Source organism: Sphingobium wenxiniae (genome assembly GCF_007830065.1).
Classification (GTDB): domain Bacteria; phylum Pseudomonadota; class Alphaproteobacteria; order Sphingomonadales; family Sphingomonadaceae; genus Sphingobium; species Sphingobium wenxiniae.
On record NZ_VLKK01000003.1, the window covers coordinates 357,056 to 376,653 of the forward strand.

Genomic DNA, 19,598 nt, shown 5'->3' on the forward strand with positions numbered 1-19,598 from the left:
GGCGGAAGGGCGATTATGCAATCAGTCCGCGCGCTTTACATATTCGCGTTCGTAGACGTCGACGATGATCCGCGTGCCCGTGACGATGTGCGGCGGCACCATGACGCGCACGCCGTTGTCGAGGATCGCGGGCTTGTAGCTGGCCGAGGCGGTCTGGCCCTTCACCACGGCGTCGGCTTCCACCACGGTCGCTTCGACCGTTTCGGGAAGCTGCACGGAGATGGGGCGTTCCTCATACATTTCAAGCATGACCATCATGCCGTCCTGAAGGAAGGCGGCCGCGTCGCCGACCAGGTCGAGCGGCAGGTTGATCTGCTCATAGGTTTCGGTATCCATGAAGACGAGCATGTCGCCTTCCGCATAGAGATACTGGAAATCCTTGGTGTCGAGCCGGATGCGCTCGACCGTTTCGGCGGAGCGGAAACGGACGTTGTTCTTGCGCCCGTCGATCAGGTTCTTGAGTTCCACCTGCATATAGGCGCCGCCCTTGCCGGGCTGGGTGTGCTGGATCTTGACGGCGCGCCACAGGCCACCTTCATATTCGATATTGTTGCCGGGACGGATGTCCACGCCGCTGATCTTCATGGGAAGAGCCTGCCTATATGTCTGTGGATGGAAAAGAGCCGGCCTTTGAGAGGCTGGGCGCGCCTCTACATCCAGACGGGCCGCAGGGCAAGGGCCGGAAGCGACTTCCGGCGGTCAGCGCCTGCCCGTGAGCAGCGGATAGGGATTGACGGGCCGCCCGCCATGCCAGGGTTCGCCCGGTTGCGCGACATGCACGGCGAAATGGAGATGCGGGGCGGACGGATCGGCGTTGCCCGTGCTGCCGACGATGGCGATGCGCTGGCCGCGCCGGACCGTCTGCCCTTCGCGCAGGCCCGGCGCATAACCCTCCAGATGCGCGTAATAATAAATGCGCCGGCCGTCGGGCGAGCGTTCATAAATGGTCCGTCCGCCCTCCCCGCTCCAGAACAGCTTTTCGATGCGGCCATCGGCAGCGGCGAGCACCGCCGCGCCCCGCGCCGCCATGATGTCGATGGCATCGTGCGGGCGAGCGCCCTGGGCGCGCGACTGGGTGAAGGTGTCGGTCAGGGCGTCGATGGCCACGCCTTCCACGGGAATCAGCAGGCTCGCATTATCGGAAACGGGGGCGGAAGGTTCCGGTGGAGGGGCCTCAGGCGCGCCGCCGGGCACGATCCGCACGCAAAGCGACAGGAACAGCACGCAGAGCAGGACCGCCAGCGCAATCCCGGTCCAGCCCCTCGCGCCCATCCTCATCCCGCGCTCACGGCTGGAAATGCGCCTTCACGCCGGTCTTGACCATCTGGGCGAGCCGGGCGGCGTCCCAGTTGGTGAGGCGGATGCAGCCATGGCTTTCGGTGCGGCCGATATTCTGCGGCTCCGGCGTGCCGTGAATGCCGTAATGCGGCTTTGACAGGTCGATCCACGCGACGCCGACCGGCCCGTTAGGACCAGGTTTCAGGAGCGCCTTCCCATCCGATTTGTCCGCGTCCCAGAACAGGGCGGGATTATAGTGAAAATCGGGATTGCGGCTGATCCCCTTGATGGTCCAGTCGCCGATGGGCAACGGATCGTGTCCCGACCCCATGGTGGCGGGGAACTGCGCGATCAGCTTGTCCTTTTCATCATAAACCTTGAGCAGTCCTTCGGATTTGTCGACGATGATATGATCGGCCTGCGTCTGGTCGGCGGCCACCGCGAGGCTGGCGAGCGTCTCACCCCAGCCGCGATCGTCGCCTTCGATGCGGGCGACCGGCTGGTTGGCGATGGCGGGCACGCGGATGACCGCGCCGGGACCGATCTTCGTGTTGGGCGGATTGAGCGCGACCAGCGCCTCGGGCCGGGTGTGGAAGCGTTCGGCCAGCTTTTCCAACAGGTTGCGATAACCCAGCGCGGGGAGCTTGGCCTGTTCGTTCAAATCCTTGGGAATGGCGAAGAACGGCCCCTTTGCAAAGCCGTCGGGAATGCGGACGAGCCATGTGGCGGGCTGGGGATTGCCGCCCAGCAGCGCCCTGGCCGTGGCTTCGTCATATTTGCCGGTTTCGGGGAGATCGCGGGACTGCTGGAAACCGCGCACGGCATCGGTGAACGACATGCCTTCCTTCCCGTCGATCACGCCGGGCGAGAATCCCGCCCGGTCGAGCGCGACCTGTGCCTGAAGGACCGACTCGGCGCGCGGAGGCTGCCCCGCCGGTTCCGGCTGGATCGCGAAGGCATAGGGTTCGGCCTGCCGAGCGGCCTGCGGTTGTTGAGGCTGCGGATTTTCGCGGGAAGCGGGTGAGGACGGCTGGCTGTTGCAGGCGGTCGCGCAGAGGGCGATCAGGGCGGACAGGACATAAGGACGCACGGCATTCTCCTGATTGTCCAGAAGAAACGCCGGGGGCCTTGAAAGGATGCGTCAGGCTACGCGCGCCAGCGCCGGAGCGAAGGCGGCGACGCCCGCGCGCGGTCCTTCCGCATGGTTCCAGACCGCGCCGCTGACCGCGAGGAAATCCGCGCCCGCCGCGACCAGCGGGGCCGCGTTGGCCGCCGTAATGCCCCCAATGGCGACGCAGGGCAGTTCAAACAGCGTGACCCACCAGCTCAGGATAGACGGCTCCGCCCGATGACGCGTTTCCTTGGTCGTGGTGGGGTAGAAGGCGCCGAAGGCGACATAATCCGCCCCCGCCTCCCCCGCTTCCATCGCGAGGTGGCGGCTGTCATGGCAGGTGACGCCGATCTGGGCCGAAGGGCCAAGGAGCTGGCGGGCTTCGCGCGGGTCGCCGTCGGACTGCCCCAGATGCACGCCGTCCGCCCCAAGGCGCTTGGCGAGCGCGATGCTGTCATTGACGATGAAGGCGACTTCGCGATCGGCGCAGAGTTTTTGCAGCGGCTCGGCGGCGCGGGCAATGGCATGGTCGTCAATCCCTTTCAGCCGAAGCTGGAAGGCGGCGACGTCCCCTCCGTCCAGCGCGGCGGCGAGGCGGTCGGTGAAGGGCGCGTCGATCAGGGGCGGCGAGATCAGGTAAAGCTGGCAGGGCGGGCGGCGTTTGTCGCGCTCGAAACGGGCCGCGAAACCGGGGTCGAGGGCCAGTTCTTCTTCGGTGAAGTCAGTCATGGCCCTGCCTTTAGCCGCTTTTGCCCATGCTGGGGAAGAGTGGACCCGTTTCCGCTGCCGCCGCGTTCTTGCCGGATGATCCGGATCGGTTGTTCAGGGTGGAATTATCGCGATTGGCGCGGCCGTTTCTACCCGGAGAAACTGGCGGCGAAGCACTGGTTCGCTTTCTATGCCGAACATTTCGATACGGTGGAAATCAACAACAGCTTCTATCGCCTGCCCGGCCCCGAACTGGTGGACCGCTGGCGGGCACAGGCGCCGCCGGGCTTTTGCTACGCAGTGAAGGCGAACCGTTACCTCACGCAGATGAAGAAGCTCAAGGACTGCGAGGAACCGTTGGAAAGGATGATGGCGTCGTTCCGCCATTTCTCCACCACGCTGGGGCCGGTTCTCTACCAGTTGCCGCCGCATTTTCCGCTGGACATCGACAGGCTGGAAAATTTCCTCCGCATCTGTCCCCGCGATCCGGTGCCTGTCTTCGAATTTCGGCATGCAAGCTGGTATGTGGAGGAGGTTTATACGCTGCTGGACCGCCACGGCGCAGCCTTGTGCGTTCACGACATGTCCGGATCGGCAAGCCCGCGCCTGGCCATGGGATCGACCGCCTATGTCCGTTTTCACGGCGCGGATGGCAAATATCATGGCCGCTATGGCGAAAGGAAACTGACCGGCTGGGCCGAATGGATGACCGAGCAGGGCCGAAAGGGCCGCTCCGTCTGGGCCTATTTCAACAATGATTATAATGCGGAGGCCATCAAGGACGCGCGCTTGTTGAAGGATATGCTGGGCCAGAACGCCGGGCGCTGACGGAACCGATCGGCTCCGCGCCCGGCGTTCTGGATGTTCGGATCAGGCCGCGACCGGGGTCTTGGCGGTCGAGGCGTTGTAGATCTCGTCGATCGCCCCGCCCAGCGAGGCGTTGAATTCATCGTCGCTCATCTGGTGGCGCAGGTCTTCCAGCAGCGCGCGACTGAAGCTGGCGATGATGCCCCGGTTTTTGGCGAGTTCGACGCAGGCTTCGGGGCGCTTGAAGCCGCCCGACAGCGCCACGACGCGCAACACGCGGGGATGGTCGACCAGCGGATCGAACAAGCCGGACTTGGCGGGGAGCGAAAGCTTGAGCATCACCTTGTCATCGCCCGGCAGCGCGTCGAGATTCTTGACGATTTCCTCCAGCAATATCTGGTCGGCTTCGGCCCGTTCGGGCGACTTGATGTTCACTTCCGGCTCGATGATCGGCATCAGACCGGCGGCAAGCACCTGTTGGCCGATTTCGAACTGCTGCTTCACGATGGCGGCGATGCCCTCGCGGTTGGCGAGATTGATGACCGAGCGTTCCTTGGTGCCGTAGACGCCCAGCGCCTTGGCACGCTTCAAGAGCGCATCCAGTTCCGGCATCGGCTTCATGAGCTGGACGCCGTTCGCTTCGTCCTCAAGGCCCTTGTCGATCTTGATGAAGGGGACGACGCCGCGCTCGATCAGCGCCTGCGGCACGGGCTTGCCGCCCGCCTGTCCGTCCATGGTCCGCTCGAACAGGATCGCGCCCAGCACCTTGTCGCCGGTGAAGGCGGGCGAGGTGATGATGCGGCTCCGCATGGCGTGGATCAGGCCGAACATCTCCTCTTCGGTCGTCCAGGCGTCTTCCTCGACGCCATAGCCCTTGAGCGCCTTGGGCGTGGAGCCGCCGCTCTGGTCGAGCGCGGCGATAAAACCGTTGCCGTCCGCGATCTTGTTGGTCATTTCCTGATCCAGCATCTGCACATACCTTCTCGATTGGTCGCGCCGCCCCTCCGGCCGCGCGGTGAATATTCAGGCCATCAGCGCCTTGACGCCCGGCAGTTCCTTGCCTTCCATCCATTCGAGGAAGGCGCCGCCCGCCGTGGAGACGAAGGTGAAGTCACCCGCAACGCCCGCATGGTTGAGCGCGGCGACGGTGTCGCCTCCGCCTGCGACGGATATAAGCTGGCCTTCCCGGGTGAGCGCGGCGGCGGTCCTGGCCAGCGCCACGGTCGCCTTGTCGAAAGGCGCGATCTCGAACGCGCCAAGCGGACCGTTCCAGACCAGCGTGCGGCAATTTTTGAGCACATCGCCCAGCGCCTCGACAGCGGCGGGACCGACATCGAGGATCATTTCGTCCGCCGCGACTTCATGGACGTTGCAGATGCGGAGCGAGGGCGGATTGGCCGCGAATTCCTTTGCCACCGCCACGTCATAGGGCAGATGGATGGTGCAGCCGGCACGGTCGGCGGCTTCGAAAATCGCTTCGGCGGTATCCGCCAGATCCTTCTCGCACAGCGACTTGCCGACATCGACGCCGCGCGCATGGAGAAAGGTATTCGCCATGCCGCCGCCGATGATGAGATGATCGACCTTCGCGACGAGGTTGTTGAGCACATCCAGCTTGGTCGAAACCTTCGCCCCGCCGACAACCGCCGCGACCGGTTTCACCGGCTGGCCGAGCGCCGCCTGGAGGGCGTTCAGTTCCTTCTCCATCGAGCGCCCGGCAAAAGCGGGCAGTTTGTGCGCCAGCCCCTCGGTCGAGGCATGGGCGCGGTGCGCGGCGGAGAAGGCGTCGTTCACATACAGGTCGCCGATGGCGGCCATCGCGTCCGCCAGCGCGGGATCGTTCTTTTCCTCGCCGGGGTGGAAGCGGGTGTTTTCCAGGATCGCGATATCGCCGGGGCGCATCACCGCGATGCCGTCGACCGCCGCCTGTCCCGCGCAATCGGGGATGAATTGCACTTCGCGGCCCAGCACCTGCGAAAGCGGGCGCGTGATCTTGCTCAGCGAAAATTCCGGGTTCTTCTGCCCCTTGGGACGGCCGAAATGGGCGAGGATCAGCACCTTCGCGCCCCGGTCGGCCAGTTCGAGAATGGTCGGCATCGCGGCGCGCAGGCGGGTGTCGTCGCTGACCGAACCGTCCTGCATCGGCACGTTCAGATCCTCGCGCACCAGCACGGCCTTGCCGTTGATGTCGCCCATGTCGTCAAGCGTCTTGAAGGGCTTCACGCCGCACTCCCCTGCTGCAAGGAAAGCCGCCGCCGGTCACGGGAACCGGCGGCGGCAAGGATATTAAAGATACTTCGCGACCACGCCGGTCGTGTCGATCATGCGGTTCGAGAAACCCCATTCATTGTCATACCAGCTCAGCACGCGGACCAGCTTGCCGTCGATGACCGCCGTTTCCAGGCTGTCGACGGTGGAGCTGCGCGGATCGCCATTATAGTCGATCGACACCAGCGGTTCGTCCGAATAGCCGAGGATACCCTTGAGCGGGCCGGATTCCGATGCGGCCTTCAGCAGGCCGTTGACTTCCTCGACAGTCGTGTCGCGCCTGGCGATGAACTTGAGGTCAACGACCGAGACGTTCGGGGTCGGCACGCGGACCGAGGAGCCGTCCAGCTTGCCCTTGAGGTCAGGCAGCACTTCACCCACCGCGCGGGCGGCGCCGGTGGTGGTCGGGATTATCGACAAAGCGGCGGCGCGGGCGCGGCGCATGTCCTTGTGAATCTGGTCCAGCGTGTTCTGGTCGTTGGTATAGCTGTGGATCGTCGTCATGAAGCCGCTTTCGATGCCGATGGCGTCGTGCAGCACCTTGGCGAGCGGGGCGAGGCAGTTGGTGGTGCAGCTTGCGTTGGAAATCACCACGTCGTCGGCGCTCAGCGAGTCATGGTTGACGCCGTAAACGACCGTCTTGTCCACGCCCGTCGCGGGGGCGGAGATGACGACGCGCTTCGCGCCTGCGGTCAGGTGGGCGCTTGCCTTCGCCTTGTCGGCGAAGATGCCGGTGCATTCGAGGGCGATGTCCACGCCCTGCGCGGCATGGGGCAGCTTGGCCGGATCGCGTTCGGCGGTGACGGCGATGCGCTTGCCGTTGATGACGAGGGCATCGCCGTCGACGCTCACTTCGCCGGGGAAATTGCCGTGGACACTGTCGCGCTTGAACAGCAGGGCATTGGACTTGGCATCGCCCAGGTCGTTGATGCTGACCAGTTCGAGGTCATGATCGTTACGCTCCAGGATGGCGCGCGCGACAAGGCGGCCGATGCGCCCGAAACCGTTGATTGCTACCTTCGTTGCCACTGCAATTGACTCCCGTTTTGCGTGTTGGCTTGGATATGTTCAGGCGAGCGCGGCCGCGATCTGCGGCGCGATCTTGGCGGCGGTGAGGCCGAAATGGTCGTAGAGCACCTCGGCCGGAGCCGATGCGCCAAAGCTGTCGATACCGAAACGCAGCGAGGCATAGCGTTCCCAGCCGAAGGTCGTGCCCGCCTCAATCGACGCGTGCAAGACGCCCTGCGGCAGAATGTCGTCCTTGTACGACTGCGTCTGCGCCTCGAAATGCGCCCAGCTCGGCATGGAGACGACATCCGCGCCGATGCCCTGCGCTTCGAGCGCATCGGCGGTGGCGGCGGCGATCTCGACTTCCGATCCGGTGGCGATCAGCACCACCTTGCGGTCCGCCTTGGCCGCGCGCAGGCGGTAGGCGCCCTTGGCCGACAGATTTTCGCCCGCCTTTTCGGTGCGGAGCTGCGGCAGGTTCTGGCGGGTGAGCGCCAATACGGAGGGACCAGTCGCATCCTTGAGCGCCAATTCCCAGCATTCCGCCGTCTCGACCACGTCGGCCGGGCGGTAAACGTCGAGATTGGGGATCATCCGGAGCGACATGACATGCTCGATCGGCTGATGCGTCGGGCCGTCTTCGCCAAGGCCGATGGAATCATGCGTCAGAACGTGGATCACTCGCTGCTGCTGAAGCGCGGCCAGGCGGATGCCGCCGCGCATATAATCGGAGAAGACGAGGAATGTGCCGCCATAGGGGATGACGCCACCGTGCAGCGCCATGCCGTTCATCGCGCAGGCCATGCCGAATTCGCGGATGCCGTAATAGATGTAGCGGCCCGCATAATCGTCACGGGTCAGCGGCCCGGTGGACTTGGTCTTGGTGTTGTTGGAGCCGGTGAGGTCGGCCGATCCGCCCACGGTTTCGGGCAGCAGGTCGTTGATCGCGCCCAGTGCCAGTTCGCTGGCCTTGCGGGTCGCCACCTTCTGCGGCGCAGCGATCAGGCTGTCGATATAGGCATCGAGCGAGAAACCGGCGGGCAGTTCCCCCGCCATGCGGCGCTCGAATTCCGCCTTTTGTCCGTTGCTTGCGAGACGGCCTTCCCATTCGGCGCGAACAGGTGCGCCCCTCGCGCCGATCTCGCGCCATCCGGCGGCGACATCTTCGGGGATGACGAACGGTTCGGCTGCCCAGCCGAGAAATTCGCGCGCGGCGGCGACTTCCGCTTCGCCCAGCGCGGAGCCGTGGACGCCGGACGTGCCTGCCTTGTTGGGCGCGCCATAACCGATCTTGGTGGAGCAGGCGATCAACGAGGGACGCGGATCGGCCAGCGCCTCGTCGATGGCGCGGCGCACATCGGCCGTGTCATGGCCGTCGCAGGACACGACATGCCAGCCGGTTGCGGCATAGCGGGCGCGCACGTCTTCGTTGGAGGACAGGTCCACCGCGCCGTCGATGGTGATCTTGTTATCGTCCCACAGCACGATCAGGCGGCCAAGGTTCAGATGCCCCGCCAGACCGATGGCTTCATGGTTGATGCCTTCCATCAGGCAGCCGTCGCCCGCGATCACCCATGTCCGATGGTCGACCAGATCGTCGCCGAACTGGGCATTCAGGTGCCGCTCCGCAATCGCCATACCGACGGCGGTGGCGAGGCCGGAGCCGAGCGGCCCGGTGGTCGCCTCGACCCCCGCCAGCTCGAAATTTTCCGGGTGGCCGGCGCAAGGACTGTTCAACTGGCGGAAATTGCGGATGTCCTCGATGGTCGGGCGCGCATAGCCGGTCAGGTGCAGCAGCGAGTAGATCAGCATCGACCCATGGCCCGCCGACAGCACGAAGCGGTCGCGGTCGGCCCATTTGGGCTGGCCCGGATCGAACTTCAGATAATCGGAAAAGAGAACCGTGGCGACATCGGCCATGCCCATGGGCATACCCGGATGCCCGCTATTGGCAGCCTGAACCGCGTCCATGGAGAGGGCGCGAATGGCATTGGCGAGCGTTTTTTCGGAAACGGTCATCGGGGGCGGGCGTCTTTCCTGTCTGGCGAGATGCCCGCATCATGCAGGCGAGTCGGAATCGGGCTTCCTTTGTCCCGTCAAGCCCCATGCGTCAACCATGGGCGGGATCGCCGCCGCGCCGGACCGTTCAATCACGGCTTTTTCGCGGCGGCAAGTTTCGCTATGCAGGGCCATGGCAAGCGACCGCATGAAGCAGGCGATCGACGCGCTGGAACGCGCAATCGACCGTCTGGAACAGAATATGGACAGGCTGGGGCCGTCCGTTTCCCCTTCCCCCTCTTCCAGCGTCGATGCGGCGGCGGCGCGCGCCGCGCTCAAGTCGCTGGACGCGCTGATCGGCGAACTCAAGGAAGGCGCGCATGGCTGAAACCACGCTCACTATCGCCGGGCGGCAATATGACCTGCGCTGCCGCGACGGCGAGGAAACGCATCTGGCGCATCTCGCCGGCCTGATCGAGCGCAAGGCGCGGATGGCGCAGCAATCGACTCCGGGACTGACGGAGGTGCGGACATTGCTGTTCGCGGCGCTGTTCCTGGCCGACGAACTCAACGACATGAAGCGCGAAGTCGCCGGGCGGCAGGAAGCCTTGCCGCTGGGCGGCGAAGACGATCCGGCGGTGCTGGCGATAGAAGCTCTGACGGCCCGGCTGGAAAAGCTGAGCGATGGACTTGCCGCCCCGGCCGCGGACGCCTAAATAGGAGGTGACGGGTACTGCCTGGTACGAGCTTTAGCGAACATCCCTGAGGCGATAATCACATCCACGGGGGCTGTCCCTGGGCGGGCCCTGGCCCGATCTACATGGTCCCCACCTGACGTTGAGGCGTCAGAGGATTTTCCAGCAAACGGCCGAGGCGGTCCCGTCACCCCTTTTCCCTTCCCTTCGCCGCCGCCCTGACGCAAAGGGCCAGCATATGAGCGACGAGCATAGCGACACGCCCGGCAAACCCACATTGCGCGCCCTTGCGCGGCAGCGGCGGCGCGCCTTTGTGGCGGGACTGGACCCGCTGGCGCACCGGCTGGCGTTCAAGGCGCTGCCCTCTCCGCTGGCGAAGCGGCTGGAGGATGCGCGGACGGTAGCGCTCTATATCGGGATCGAGGATGAAGCGCCCGCGCAACGGCTGGCCGCAAAGCTGATCGACATGGGAAAGGTCGTGCTCCTGCCGCGCGTGATCGACCGGATCGGGAGCATGGAGTTCCTGTCCTGGCATCCGCATGCGCAGTTGCTGCCCGGTCCCTTCGGCACCAGCCATCCCGAACCGGGCGACGGGCCGATGGCGCCCGACGCCATCATCGCGCCGCTGCTGGGATTCGACCGGGCGATGAACCGGCTGGGTCAAGGGGGCGGCTATTACGACCGGGCCTTTGCGCGCCACCCGGACGCTCTGCGCATAGGGCTGGCATGGTCAGCGCAGGAGCAGGAGGCGATCCCCGCCGATCCGTGGGATCTGCCGCTGCACATGGTCCTGACCGAAGTGGAACTGATCGAGGGGAATGAGCCGTGAAGCAATATGAACCGAGCTGGCGCAAGCCCGCGGGTATGTTCATCATCCTGGCGCTCATCCTGCTCTGGGCTGTGCTGGTGGGCAGCCTTTCCGGCCTGATCGGGCGACTGCCGATGATCGCGCAGGTGCCGGTCTATGTCTTCCTTGGCCTTATCTGGATATGGGTCCTGCCCTTGAAGCGCCTGCTGGCCTGGATGGAGACGGGCCGCTGGCGGCGCGGATAAACCGTGACAGCCCTTCCTTTTCGGTATATCTCCCAAACCGTTAAGGGGTCGTAACGGATAGCCGCATTAGACGGACCGCCATCGCCCGGCCGCAGGGGGAGGCGAAGGCATGGCCATCGACCCATCATGGCGATCCGCAAGCGCCCACGACGGCGCCCCTCTCCCGCGCGCTCTTTCCCCCAGCTTCACGGGCGGAGCCACCCCGCCACGACACCCGACATGATGGTGGCGCAGCGCAACAGGAGGACAAGATGGTGCCAATGAGCAAGAGATTGTTTGCGGAAACCTTCGGTACATTCTGGCTTGTTTTCGGCGGATGCGGCAGCGCCGTGCTGGCGGCGGCCTTTCCCGATGTGGGCATCGGTCTGCTGGGCGTCAGCCTGGCTTTCGGCCTGACATTGCTGACCATGGCCTATTCCATCGGCCACATATCGGGATGCCACCTCAATCCCGCCGTGACCATCGGCCTGTGGGCGGGCGGGCGCTTTCCCACGCGGGACATCGCGCCCTATATCGTCGCGCAGCTGGTGGGGGGCGTGATCGCCGCCGCGCTGCTGCTCTATATCGCGAGCGGGGAGCCGGACTTCGTGCTGATGGGCAATGGCCTGGCCGTGAACGGCTATGGCGCCAATTCGCCCGGCGGCTATATGCTGTCGTCGGCCTTCGCCATCGAAATCGTGCTGACTTTCGGCTTCCTGAGCGTGATCCTGGGGTCCACCGACAACCGCGCGCCCGCCGGTTTCGCGCCGATCGCCATCGGGCTCGCACTGACGCTGATCCACCTCATCAGCATTCCGGTCACCAACACGTCGGTCAATCCCGCGCGCAGCACGGGTCCGGCATTGCTGGTCGGAGGGATAGCCCTGCAACAGCTCTGGCTGTTCTGGGTCGCGCCGATTGCCGGCGCGGTGATCGCCGGCGGCGTCTATCGCTGGCTCGCGGCGGAGGACAAAGCGCCGGTGGTGGGCGATAATCTGTAAAGGAAGGGCACGGGGCCGATGCTTCGGCGTCGGCCCTGATCGCGGGTCCATGAAGCGGGAAAATCCGGGCCATCCTTCGTGAAAGATGGCGCGAGTGACGGGGCTCGAACCCGCGACCTCCGGCGTGACAGGCCGGCGCTCTAACCAACTGAGCTACACCCGCGTTTGGTGTGGGCGGGCATCTATGCGGGCGCGCTTCGCCTGTCAACCGTCCGCAACAGGAGTTTCTTCTTTCTCTCCATTTTCTTTGCGCGGAGAGACGACCAACGTGCCGCGCTCGAACAGGAAACCGGCAATATCCGGGGTTCCGGCGGCCGAAACGACGGTCTGGATGATGATGAGCAGCGGCACGCCCAACAACGCGCCGGGCGTTCCCCACACCCATCCCCAAAAGGCCAGCGACACCAGAATCAGCAGCGGATTCATCGTCAGCCGCCGCCCCAGAATCATCGGCGTCACGATATTGGCCTCGACCAGATGAAAGCCGACCTGCAAGGCGGAGGGCAGCAACGCCCACCATGGATCGTCGAACACCATCAATCCGCCCAACGCCAGCAGCACCGCCGCCAGCATCGGCCCGAAATAGGGGATGAAGTTGAGCAGCGCGACGATGCCGCCCCACATCAGCGGCGAAGGCATTCCCACCAGCCACAGGGACAGCGCGACCGCCGCGCCCAGGCACAGGTTCACGGTCGCGATGGTCAGCACATAGGCGGACGTCGCGTCCACGACATTCTGGATGACGCGCGCCACGGCCATGGCTCCGTCGAAGCTGTCCCGACTGTTGATCGTGCGCCGCCGCAGCTTCGTCCAGCCCGCGAGGAAGAAATAGATGATGAGCAGGCCGAACACCATCTGGATGATCGCGGACGGCGCCGACGTCGCCGCGAATTGCAGCAGCGAGCGGGGGGCATCGACCGCGGCGGTCTGGGCCGCCGCCACGGGGCCGCTCGCCAGCATCTGAACGGTTTCGTCGACGAAGCGCTGCAACTGGGAATAATAATCGATCAGCGGCGCGAGGTTGGACTGAATCCGGGGCAATCGCTGCGGCAATATGCTGAACCAGTCCGTCGCGGGAACGATAATCAGCACCAGCGCGGTGTTGGCCACCAGCAGGAAAGCGATAACGGCGATCAGCGCGGCCAGCGCCGGAGGAACGCGCCGCCGCTCCATCCACTCCAGAAAGGGCACCAGCGCGATGGCGACGACCAGCGCGGCGGTCAGCGGCAGGAAGAATTCCGCGCCCGCGCTGAGCGCGAAAGGCAAGGCCAGCAGCAACCCCAGCCCCGTGCAGAGCGCGATGGACGCCAGCAGCCGGTCGCGCCGCCTGATGACCTCCTGCTCGTCCGTCGGTATCATCGCCAATCCGTCCTTGCCCAGCTTCGGAGAAATGCTGTGCGCCCGTAGAAAGGAGGCGTCAATTTCGATTTGGGCCGCAGGACGGCGGCGGGAAGGAAAACGCCGCCTTAACCGAATATTCGCTTCTGCGCGGCACATTCCGGCCCGAAGAGGAAGGAACGGGGCTACACATGACGATCGCACGCTGGCTTTGCGCGCTGGCGACCCTGACGGCGCCGTCGGTTGCAATCGCGCAACAGGCCATGCGGCTCGACACCCGGATGTTCGTGGAGCGGGTCACGACCGATATCAACGGACGCGAGCGCCGCGTTCTTTCCAACGCCGACCGCATAGCGCCGGGCGATCAGCTTGTGTTCGTGGTCCATTGGCGCAATGAAGGAAGCAACCCGGCAAAAGGTTTCGCGATCACCAAAGCGGTGCCGCGCGGCGCACGGGTCGACGCCAGCGACCCCGGGATGGACGTGTCGGTCGATGGCGGCGCGCATTGGGGACGGCTGGACCAGTTCTGGCTGCCGACGCCTTTGGGCGGCGTGCGCCGCGCCGGACCGGAAGATGTGACGCATGTGCGCTGGACGCTGCCCCGTAGCGCCCTGCCCGGCGAAAGCGGCCGGCTGAGCTACCGCGCCGTCGCGCGATAGCCCTTCCCTTTACCCTCAGTCCACGAACAGCAGCGCGGGCGTTTCCAGACGCTTCTTGAGCGCCTGGACGAAGCTCGCCGCGTCCCACCCGTCGACGACGCGGTGGTCGCAGCTTACCGACATGTTCATGAGCTTGGCCGCCACGACCTCCCTGCCCCGGAAGACGGGCCGCTCGATCACGCGGTTGGGACCGATGATCGCGACTTCGGGCCGGTTGATGACCGGCGTGGTGGCGATGCCGCCCAGCGTGCCCAGCGATGTGATGGTGAGCGTCGAGCCGGACAGCTCCTCCGATTTCGCCTTGCCGGTGCGCGCGGCTTCGGCGAGGCGACGGATTTCCGAAGCGAGTTGCCAGATATTGCGGTCCTGCGCGTCGCGGATGACGGGGACCATCAGGCCCGCATCGGTCTGCGTCGCCATGCCCAGATGCACCGCGCCATAGCGAGTCACCACGCCCGCCTCGTCGTCATAGCGGGCGTTCAGCATCGGAAATTCCGGCAGCGTGCGGCAGATGCCCGCGATCAGCAGCGGCAATAGGGTGAGCTTGGGGCGGTCGCCCCGGCTTGCGTTCAACTGCTCGCGCAGGGCCTCCAGTTCGGTGACGTCGATTTCCTCGACATAGGTGAAATGCGGGATGTGGCGCTTCGACGCGGCCATGTTTTCCGCGATGCGGCGGCGCATCCCGATGACCTTGACCGCCTCGTCCGGGCGCTTCGCCGGGCGGCCCGCCGGATGATAGCCTTGCCCCGCCCCGTAAAGCAGATAGGCGTCCAGATCGGCATGACGGATGCGATCGCCGCCATGCTTCACCTGCGCGAGGTCGATGCCCAGCTCCCTGGCGCGCGCGCGGACGGCGGGGGATGCGGGGATGGGTGCGGCATGTGCGGGAATCTCCTGCCGCGTTCCGGTGTCCAAGCTCCGTTCTTCCGCTTTCGGGACAGGCGGAGCAACCGGCTCGGGGCGAACGGGGGGTTCTGCCTCGATCATCGCCTCACCGGGCGTTTCCGCAGCGATGGTTTCTTCCGAGGGCGGCGGCGCTTCGGCGGCGGGGACGACTTCGCCCTCTCCTTCCGTCTCGATCTCCACCAGAACGGAGCCAATGGCGACCTGATCGCCCGGCTCTCCCGCAAGGCGCACAACCGTTCCCGCGACGGGGCTTTCCATTTCCACGGTCGCCTTGTCGGTCATCATGTCGGCGATGGGCTGGTCTTCCTCCACCCGGTCGCCGACCTTGACGTGCCAGCCGACGATCTCCGCCTCGGAAATGCCTTCGCCGATGTCCGGCAGCTTGAATGTGAATAGCGCCATTACACAACTCCGTTCGTGTCGAGCGAAGTCGAGACACGAGGCAAGGTGAACACGCTTCCATTTCTCGACTTCGCTCGAAACCAACGGAAGGGGTTGGACATGATCAGTCCTTCATGATCTTGGCGATGGCCTCGCGGATCCGCACCGGGCCGGGGAAATAGGCCCATTCCAGGCTGTGCGGATAGGGCGTGTCAAAGCCGGTGACGCGCTCGATCGGCGCTTCGAGATGGTAGAAGCAGCGTTCCTGCACCAGCGCCGAAAGCTCGGCGCCGAAGCCGCTGGTCCGCGTCGCTTCATGGACGATCAGGCAGCGGCCGGTCTTCTTCACCGACGCCTCTACGGCGTCGATATCAAGGGGAACGAGCGTGCGGAGGTCGACGATCTCCGCATCCAGCCCCATGGCCGCGACGATGTTCTCGACCACATGAACCATCGTGCCATAGCAGAGGATGGTCAGCGCCTCCCCGGCCCGCACCGTCCGCGCCTGCCCCAGCGGCACGCGGTAATAACCGGTCGGCACCTGCGCTTGCGGGTGGCCGGCCCAGCTTTTCGCCGGCGTGTCGTAATGCCCGTCGAACGGGCCGTTATAGATGCGCTTCGGCTCGAAGAAGATCGTCGGATCATTATCCTCGATGGCCGCGATCAGCAGCCCTTTGGCGTCATAGGGCGTCGCGGGAATCACCGTCTTGACGCCGGAAACATGTGTGAAGATGCCTTCGGGCGACTGGCTGTGCGTCTGGCCGCCGAAGATGCCGCCGCCAAAGGGCGAACGCACCGTCATCGGCGCGATGAACTCTCCCGCCGAACGATAGCGCAGGCGCGCGGCTTCGGAGACGAGCTGGTCCAGCGCGGGATAGATATAGTCGGCGAACTGGATTTCCGGCACCGGGCGCAGGCCATAGGCGCCCATGCCCACCGCCACGCCGATGATGCCGCATTCGGTGATCGGCGTGTCGAACACGCGGTTCTTGCCATATTTCTGCTGAAGACCCGCCGTGGCGCGGAAGACGCCGCCGAAATAGCCGACATCCTCGCCCATCACGACCACTTGCGCGTCGCGCTCCATCATCACGTCCAGCGCGCTGTTGATCGCCTGGATCATGTTCATCTGCTGCGCGTCGGCGCGCGCCTTCTGCGTCATGCCCTCGCTCACAGTCCCGCCGCCTTCCATTCGTCGAGCATCTGCTGCTGCTGTTCCTTCAGGTGCCAGGGCATCTCCTCGAACACGTCCTCGAACAGGGACTCCATCGGATGATGGAGGCCATGGCCCAATATCCCGTTCTTCTCCGCCTCCCGCGCGGCGTCGCGGACCATTTCGGCAAGCTCCTTGTCCATCGCGGCATGGCGCTCCTCGTCCCAGATGCCCAGGCGGATGCAATGCTGTTTCAACCGCGCGATCGGATCGCCCAGCGGCCAGAGGCTGCTTTCCTCCGCCGAGCGATAGGCGCTGGGATCGTCGGAGGTGCTGTGCCCTTCCACGCGATAGGTGAAATGCTCGATCAGCGTCGGCCCGGCATTGGATCGCGCCCGGTCGGCGGCCCAGCGGGTCGCGGCATAGACCGCCAGCACGTCATTGCCGTCGACGCGCAGGCCCGCAATGCCATAGCCCACGGCCCGCGCCGCGAAGGTCGTTGCCTCTGCTCCCGCAAAACCTGAAAAGCTGCTGATAGCCCACTGGTTATTCACGATATTCATGATAACCGGCGCGCGATAGACGCTGGCGAAGGTGCAGGCGGAATGGAAGTCGCCTTCCGCCGTGGAGCCTTCGCCGCACCAGGTCGCGGCGATGCGCGTGTCGCCCTTGGCCGCGCTCGCCATCGCCCAGCCCACCGCCTGCGGATATTGCGTGGTGAGGTTGCCGGAGATCGAGAAGAACCCGGCCTCCCGCGCCGAATACATGATGGGAAGCTGGCGCCCTTTCAGCCGGTCGCCGGTATTGGAATAAATCTGGTTCATCATGTCGATGATGGGCCAGTCGCGCGCGATCAATATGCCCTGCTGGCGATAGCTGGGGAAACACATGTCGTCGCGCGCAAGCGCCAGCGCCGCGCCGACGGACACCGCCTCCTCGCCGGTCGATTTCATGTAGAAGCTGGTCTTGCCCTGCCGCTGGGCGCGGAACATGCGCGCGTCGAAGGCGCGGGTCAGCGCCATATAGCGCAGCATCCGCAAAAGCGTTTCGGGCGGCAGGTTGGGATTCCACTGGCCGACCGCCGCCCCATCCTCATCCAGCACGCGAATCAGGCCATAGGCGAGGTCGCGGATCTGGGCGGGCTGGACCGCCTCGTCCGGGCGCGGCGTGGCGTCCGCCGCGGGGATATCGAAATGGGAGAAATCGACGCTGTCGCCTGGCCGGAATTTCGGCTCGGGCACATGCAGCTCAAGGGTCGGCAGGTTGCGCCCCGCCATGCCTTCGCCCGCGCCAGATCCTGTCCGGTCGCTCATCCCGCCTCCTCTTGCACGTTGCAATAAAATTACTTACGGTAATTATTATATTTCAACGCCGCACAAGGCAAGGGTGGCTTACCCGATAAAGTCGATCCTCGCCCCCCTCACACCGCCACCGGCGCGGCGATGTGCGATTGCGGCGCGTAATCCAGCACTTCGAAGTCTTCTATCCTGTAGTCGAAAATGCTCGAAGGCCGTCGATTGATCCGCAGCTTCGGCGCGCCCGACGGGATACGGCTCAACTGCTCCTCCACCAGTCCGGCGTGGTTGAGGTAGAGGTGCACGTCCCCGCCCTGCCAGACCACCTCGCCCGGCTCCAGATCGCATTGCTGGGCCAGCATCCGGGTCATCATCGACAGGCCGAAGATATTGAAGGCAAAACCCAGGCCCAGATCGCAACTGCGCTGGAACAGCAGGCCGTTGAGGCGGCCGTCCGCCACCTGGAACTGGTAGGTCATGTGGCAGGGCGGCAGCGCCATGCGCGGCAGTTCCGCGACATTCCAGCCGGTGAAGAGCAGGCGGCGCGAGCCAGGCGTCCGGCGAATCGCGTCGACCAGTTCGGCGATCTGGTTGCGCCCCTTCTCCGCGCGGCGATAGAGGCCGTCCCCGGCCGGCTCGTAAAGCGGCCAGTTCACCCATTGCGCGCCATAGACGGGACCGAGATCGCCCCAGCGCGCGGCGAAATCGGCGTCCTCGACGATTCGCTGTTCGAAGGTGTCGCGGTCGATCACCTCGCCGCTGGCCTTGCGATAGGCGTCAAGCGGCCAGTCGGTCCAGATATGCACGCCTTGCCGCACCAGTTCGCGGATATTGGTGTCCCCCGTCAGGAACCAGAGCATCTCCCGCGCGGCGACCTTCCAATAGACCCGCTTGGTGGTGAGCAAGGGCACATGATCCCCCGCCAGCGAAAAGCGCATCATCGCGCCCAATATGGATCGCGTACCGACGCCCGTGCGGTCGATCCGTTCGTCCCCCTGCGTCCAGATCCGGCGCATCAAATCCAGATATTGCCGCTCATAATGCGGAGCGGGCGAGGTGGCATGATCGATCAACGCAGCGGCCTTCCTGACGGATCGGTGAATCTCATAATCCGCCTCTAACCCAGCGGACCGCATCCGCCAATCGAATCGCACCCATGAAGGAAAATGCGCCGAAATGGCGATAGTTGGCGAGCGGAGCGGACAAGATTGCCATGGCTCCCGCCCGGCCGCTCGCGGCACTGTGCAGGCATGGAGGATATCGAAATCGAAATCGTGATTCTGGACGAACATTGGCGTTCGCTGCACCGCCTGCGACCGGCGGAGGACTGGCGCGCCACCGTCCGGCAGCTGCTGCAATTCAAGAGCCGCTGGCTGGCGCTCCATCAGCGGCGCAGGAAGGACAGGATGGCCACCCCCCGCCCGTCCGACATCGCATTGACGCGCTCGCTCTACCGCCATCTCCGCCCGCTCGACATCATATTGGCGGATCATGTGATCGACGCGCGGAACGACCGCTTCTCCTTTCGGGCGGCGGGGTTGTTGTAGCCGGCAAAAAAAGCGTACCCAGCCGCTTGCCAGCCCGAAAAGCCGCCTCTATAGGCTGCGGCCTGCCCAGCGGGTTCGCACAGCGATCCCGCCGACGGTCGGGGAGTAGCTCAGCCTGGTAGAGCACTGTCTTCGGGAGGCAGGGGCCGGAGGTTCGAATCCTCTCTCCCCGACCAATTATTCACTTTTCGAACTTTAGCTGTTTCAATCTTGTTGAAGCGAGTTGGAACCAGCCAGCAACGGTACACCACGCTAATCCGTGATTTCTGAATGGCTATGCTGACGGGCTCCTCGTGTTCGGTGCAAGTGAAGTTGCAGTTGGACCGCGATTTCTGAATGGCTATGCTCATCCAAAATATCACAAAGCTTCAATTCGAGTTGCAGTTGGACCGCGATTTCTGAATGGCTATGCT

At 64.8% G+C, this 19,598-nt stretch carries 21 protein-coding genes and 2 tRNA genes; 9 read left to right on the forward strand and 14 right to left on the reverse strand.

Annotation, left to right across the window (positions count from 1 at the left end; all coding sequences use genetic code 11):
* Window positions 1-21: 21 nt before the first annotated feature.
* The 4 genes from efp to thiE all read right to left on the reverse strand — a co-directional run bounded on the left by efp (window position 22) and on the right by thiE (window position 3,118).
* The gene (gene efp / locus IQ35_RS06170; RefSeq protein WP_021247133.1) at window positions 22-585 is read right to left on the reverse strand and encodes an elongation factor P; all 564 of its coding nucleotides are present in this window, start codon (window positions 583-585) and stop codon (window positions 22-24) included.
* Window positions 586-699: 114 nt separating this feature from the next.
* The gene (locus IQ35_RS06175) at window positions 700-1,272 is read right to left on the reverse strand and encodes a M23 family metallopeptidase (protein WP_145072305.1); all 573 of its coding nucleotides are present in this window, start codon (window positions 1,270-1,272) and stop codon (window positions 700-702) included.
* Window positions 1,273-1,285: 13 nt separating this feature from the next.
* Window positions 1,286-2,368 (reverse strand): L,D-transpeptidase family protein, encoded by a 1,083-nt coding sequence (locus tag IQ35_RS06180; RefSeq protein WP_021247135.1) that lies wholly within the window; start codon window positions 2,366-2,368, stop codon window positions 1,286-1,288.
* Window positions 2,369-2,419: 51 nt separating this feature from the next.
* Window positions 2,420-3,118: a thiamine phosphate synthase gene (thiE, locus tag IQ35_RS06185; protein ID WP_145072281.1), complete on the reverse strand. Its 699-nt coding sequence runs from the start codon at window positions 3,116-3,118 to the stop codon at window positions 2,420-2,422.
* Between the two features lie 75 nt (window positions 3,119-3,193).
* On the opposite strand from thiE, the gene IQ35_RS06190 reads away from it, so the two are divergent.
* Window positions 3,194-3,925, forward strand: coding sequence for a DUF72 domain-containing protein (locus tag IQ35_RS06190; RefSeq protein ID WP_021247137.1), 732 nt, complete (start codon window positions 3,194-3,196; stop codon window positions 3,923-3,925).
* A gap of 42 nt (window positions 3,926-3,967) precedes the next feature.
* Here IQ35_RS06190 and IQ35_RS06195 read toward each other — a convergent pair whose 3' ends face one another.
* From IQ35_RS06195 to tkt, 4 genes are all read right to left on the reverse strand, one after another.
* Window positions 3,968-4,873, reverse strand: coding sequence for a fructose bisphosphate aldolase (locus IQ35_RS06195; protein WP_021247138.1), 906 nt, complete (start codon window positions 4,871-4,873; stop codon window positions 3,968-3,970).
* Between the two features lie 54 nt (window positions 4,874-4,927).
* Window positions 4,928-6,100, reverse strand: a complete 1,173-nt coding sequence (locus tag IQ35_RS06200) for a phosphoglycerate kinase (protein ID WP_031292361.1) — start codon at window positions 6,098-6,100, stop codon at window positions 4,928-4,930.
* Window positions 6,101-6,190: 90 nt separating this feature from the next.
* Window positions 6,191-7,201 (reverse strand): type I glyceraldehyde-3-phosphate dehydrogenase, encoded by a 1,011-nt coding sequence (gap, locus tag IQ35_RS06205; protein ID WP_145072282.1) that lies wholly within the window; start codon window positions 7,199-7,201, stop codon window positions 6,191-6,193.
* 39 nt (window positions 7,202-7,240) lie between these two features.
* The gene (gene tkt, locus IQ35_RS06210; protein WP_145072283.1) at window positions 7,241-9,199 is read right to left on the reverse strand and encodes a transketolase; all 1,959 of its coding nucleotides are present in this window, start codon (window positions 9,197-9,199) and stop codon (window positions 7,241-7,243) included.
* Window positions 9,200-9,371: 172 nt separating this feature from the next.
* Between tkt and IQ35_RS06215 the strand changes: the two genes are divergently transcribed.
* The 5 genes from IQ35_RS06215 to aqpZ all read left to right on the forward strand — a co-directional run bounded on the left by IQ35_RS06215 (window position 9,372) and on the right by aqpZ (window position 11,906).
* Window positions 9,372-9,566, forward strand: a complete 195-nt coding sequence (locus tag IQ35_RS06215) for a hypothetical protein (RefSeq protein ID WP_236614835.1) — start codon at window positions 9,372-9,374, stop codon at window positions 9,564-9,566.
* Window positions 9,559-9,894 (forward strand): cell division protein ZapA, encoded by a 336-nt coding sequence (locus IQ35_RS06220; RefSeq protein WP_021247143.1) that lies wholly within the window; start codon window positions 9,559-9,561, stop codon window positions 9,892-9,894. The genes IQ35_RS06215 and IQ35_RS06220 overlap by 8 nt, the downstream gene beginning before the upstream one ends.
* Before the next feature lie 217 nt (window positions 9,895-10,111).
* Window positions 10,112-10,702 carry a 5-formyltetrahydrofolate cyclo-ligase gene (locus IQ35_RS06225; RefSeq protein WP_021247144.1) on the forward strand — a complete coding sequence of 197 codons (591 nt, stop codon included), beginning with the start codon at window positions 10,112-10,114 and terminating at the stop codon, window positions 10,700-10,702.
* Window positions 10,699-10,926, forward strand: coding sequence for a DUF2842 domain-containing protein (locus IQ35_RS06230; RefSeq protein WP_021247145.1), 228 nt, complete (start codon window positions 10,699-10,701; stop codon window positions 10,924-10,926). Before IQ35_RS06225 ends, IQ35_RS06230 begins: the two co-directional genes overlap by 4 nt.
* A 251-nt stretch (window positions 10,927-11,177) precedes the next feature.
* Window positions 11,178-11,906, forward strand: coding sequence for an aquaporin Z (gene aqpZ, locus IQ35_RS06235; RefSeq protein ID WP_031292367.1), 729 nt, complete (start codon window positions 11,178-11,180; stop codon window positions 11,904-11,906).
* 86 nt (window positions 11,907-11,992) lie between these two features.
* Here aqpZ and IQ35_RS06240 read toward each other — a convergent pair.
* Window positions 11,993-12,069: transfer RNA gene (locus tag IQ35_RS06240), tRNA-Asp, on the reverse strand.
* Between the two features lie 41 nt (window positions 12,070-12,110).
* Window positions 12,111-13,265, reverse strand: coding sequence for an AI-2E family transporter (locus tag IQ35_RS06245; RefSeq protein ID WP_021247147.1), 1,155 nt, complete (start codon window positions 13,263-13,265; stop codon window positions 12,111-12,113).
* A 170-nt stretch (window positions 13,266-13,435) separates the two neighbouring features.
* Here IQ35_RS06245 and IQ35_RS06250 point away from each other — a divergent pair, with 170 nt between their 5' ends.
* Entirely contained in the window at window positions 13,436-13,903 is a 468-nt protein-coding gene (locus IQ35_RS06250; RefSeq protein ID WP_021247148.1) for a hypothetical protein, read from the forward strand.
* Window positions 13,904-13,918: 15 nt separating this feature from the next.
* Here the strand turns inward: IQ35_RS06250 and IQ35_RS06255 are convergent, their stop codons facing one another.
* The 4 genes from IQ35_RS06255 to thyA form a co-directional block, all read right to left on the reverse strand.
* Window positions 13,919-15,211: a dihydrolipoamide acetyltransferase family protein gene (locus tag IQ35_RS06255; protein WP_021247149.1), complete on the reverse strand. Its 1,293-nt coding sequence runs from the start codon at window positions 15,209-15,211 to the stop codon at window positions 13,919-13,921.
* A 103-nt stretch (window positions 15,212-15,314) separates the two neighbouring features.
* Entirely contained in the window at window positions 15,315-16,319 is a 1,005-nt protein-coding gene (locus IQ35_RS06260) for an alpha-ketoacid dehydrogenase subunit beta (protein WP_051187270.1), read from the reverse strand.
* Window positions 16,320-16,360: 41 nt separating this feature from the next.
* Window positions 16,361-17,656, reverse strand: coding sequence for a 3-methyl-2-oxobutanoate dehydrogenase (2-methylpropanoyl-transferring) subunit alpha (locus IQ35_RS06265; RefSeq protein WP_145072284.1), 1,296 nt, complete (start codon window positions 17,654-17,656; stop codon window positions 16,361-16,363).
* A gap of 107 nt (window positions 17,657-17,763) precedes the next feature.
* Window positions 17,764-18,711, reverse strand: a complete 948-nt coding sequence (gene thyA / locus IQ35_RS06270) for a thymidylate synthase (protein ID WP_021247152.1) — start codon at window positions 18,709-18,711, stop codon at window positions 17,764-17,766.
* A gap of 177 nt (window positions 18,712-18,888) precedes the next feature.
* Here thyA and IQ35_RS06275 point away from each other — a divergent pair, with 177 nt between their 5' ends.
* Together IQ35_RS06275 and IQ35_RS06280 are read left to right on the forward strand one after the other, a co-directional pair.
* On the forward strand, window positions 18,889-19,185 hold the full coding sequence (locus IQ35_RS06275; protein ID WP_021247153.1) for a JAB domain-containing protein: 297 nt from the start codon (window positions 18,889-18,891) through the stop codon (window positions 19,183-19,185).
* A 99-nt stretch (window positions 19,186-19,284) separates the two neighbouring features.
* Window positions 19,285-19,361, forward strand: a tRNA-Pro gene (locus tag IQ35_RS06280).
* Window positions 19,362-19,598 lie beyond the last annotated feature (237 nt).

Coding starts and splice junctions, on each gene's coding strand:
- efp (WP_021247133.1), bottom strand. CDS start 585: ATGAAGATCAGCGGCGTGGACATCCGTCCCGGCAACAATATCGAATAT.
- IQ35_RS06195 (WP_021247138.1), bottom strand. CDS start 4,873: ATGCTGGATCAGGAAATGACCAACAAGATCGCGGACGGCAACGGTTTT.
- IQ35_RS06215 (WP_236614835.1), top strand. CDS start 9,372: ATGGCAAGCGACCGCATGAAGCAGGCGATCGACGCGCTGGAACGCGCA.
- IQ35_RS06255 (WP_021247149.1), bottom strand. CDS start 15,211: ATGGCGCTATTCACATTCAAGCTGCCGGACATCGGCGAAGGCATTTCC.
- IQ35_RS06260 (WP_051187270.1), bottom strand. CDS start 16,319: ATGAACATGATCCAGGCGATCAACAGCGCGCTGGACGTGATGATGGAG.
- IQ35_RS06190 (WP_021247137.1), top strand. CDS start 3,194: ATGATCCGGATCGGTTGTTCAGGGTGGAATTATCGCGATTGGCGCGGC.
- IQ35_RS06275 (WP_021247153.1), top strand. CDS start 18,889: ATGGAGGATATCGAAATCGAAATCGTGATTCTGGACGAACATTGGCGT.
- IQ35_RS06225 (WP_021247144.1), top strand. CDS start 10,112: ATGAGCGACGAGCATAGCGACACGCCCGGCAAACCCACATTGCGCGCC.
- IQ35_RS06175 (WP_145072305.1), bottom strand. CDS start 1,272: ATGGGCGCGAGGGGCTGGACCGGGATTGCGCTGGCGGTCCTGCTCTGC.
- IQ35_RS06250 (WP_021247148.1), top strand. CDS start 13,436: ATGACGATCGCACGCTGGCTTTGCGCGCTGGCGACCCTGACGGCGCCG.
- IQ35_RS06200 (WP_031292361.1), bottom strand. CDS start 6,100: ATGGGCGACATCAACGGCAAGGCCGTGCTGGTGCGCGAGGATCTGAAC.
- IQ35_RS06220 (WP_021247143.1), top strand. CDS start 9,559: ATGGCTGAAACCACGCTCACTATCGCCGGGCGGCAATATGACCTGCGC.
- thiE (WP_145072281.1), bottom strand. CDS start 3,118: ATGACTGACTTCACCGAAGAAGAACTGGCCCTCGACCCCGGTTTCGCG.
- IQ35_RS06245 (WP_021247147.1), bottom strand. CDS start 13,265: ATGATACCGACGGACGAGCAGGAGGTCATCAGGCGGCGCGACCGGCTG.
- IQ35_RS06265 (WP_145072284.1), bottom strand. CDS start 17,656: ATGAGCGACCGGACAGGATCTGGCGCGGGCGAAGGCATGGCGGGGCGC.
- aqpZ (WP_031292367.1), top strand. CDS start 11,178: ATGGTGCCAATGAGCAAGAGATTGTTTGCGGAAACCTTCGGTACATTC.
- tkt (WP_145072283.1), bottom strand. CDS start 9,199: ATGACCGTTTCCGAAAAAACGCTCGCCAATGCCATTCGCGCCCTCTCC.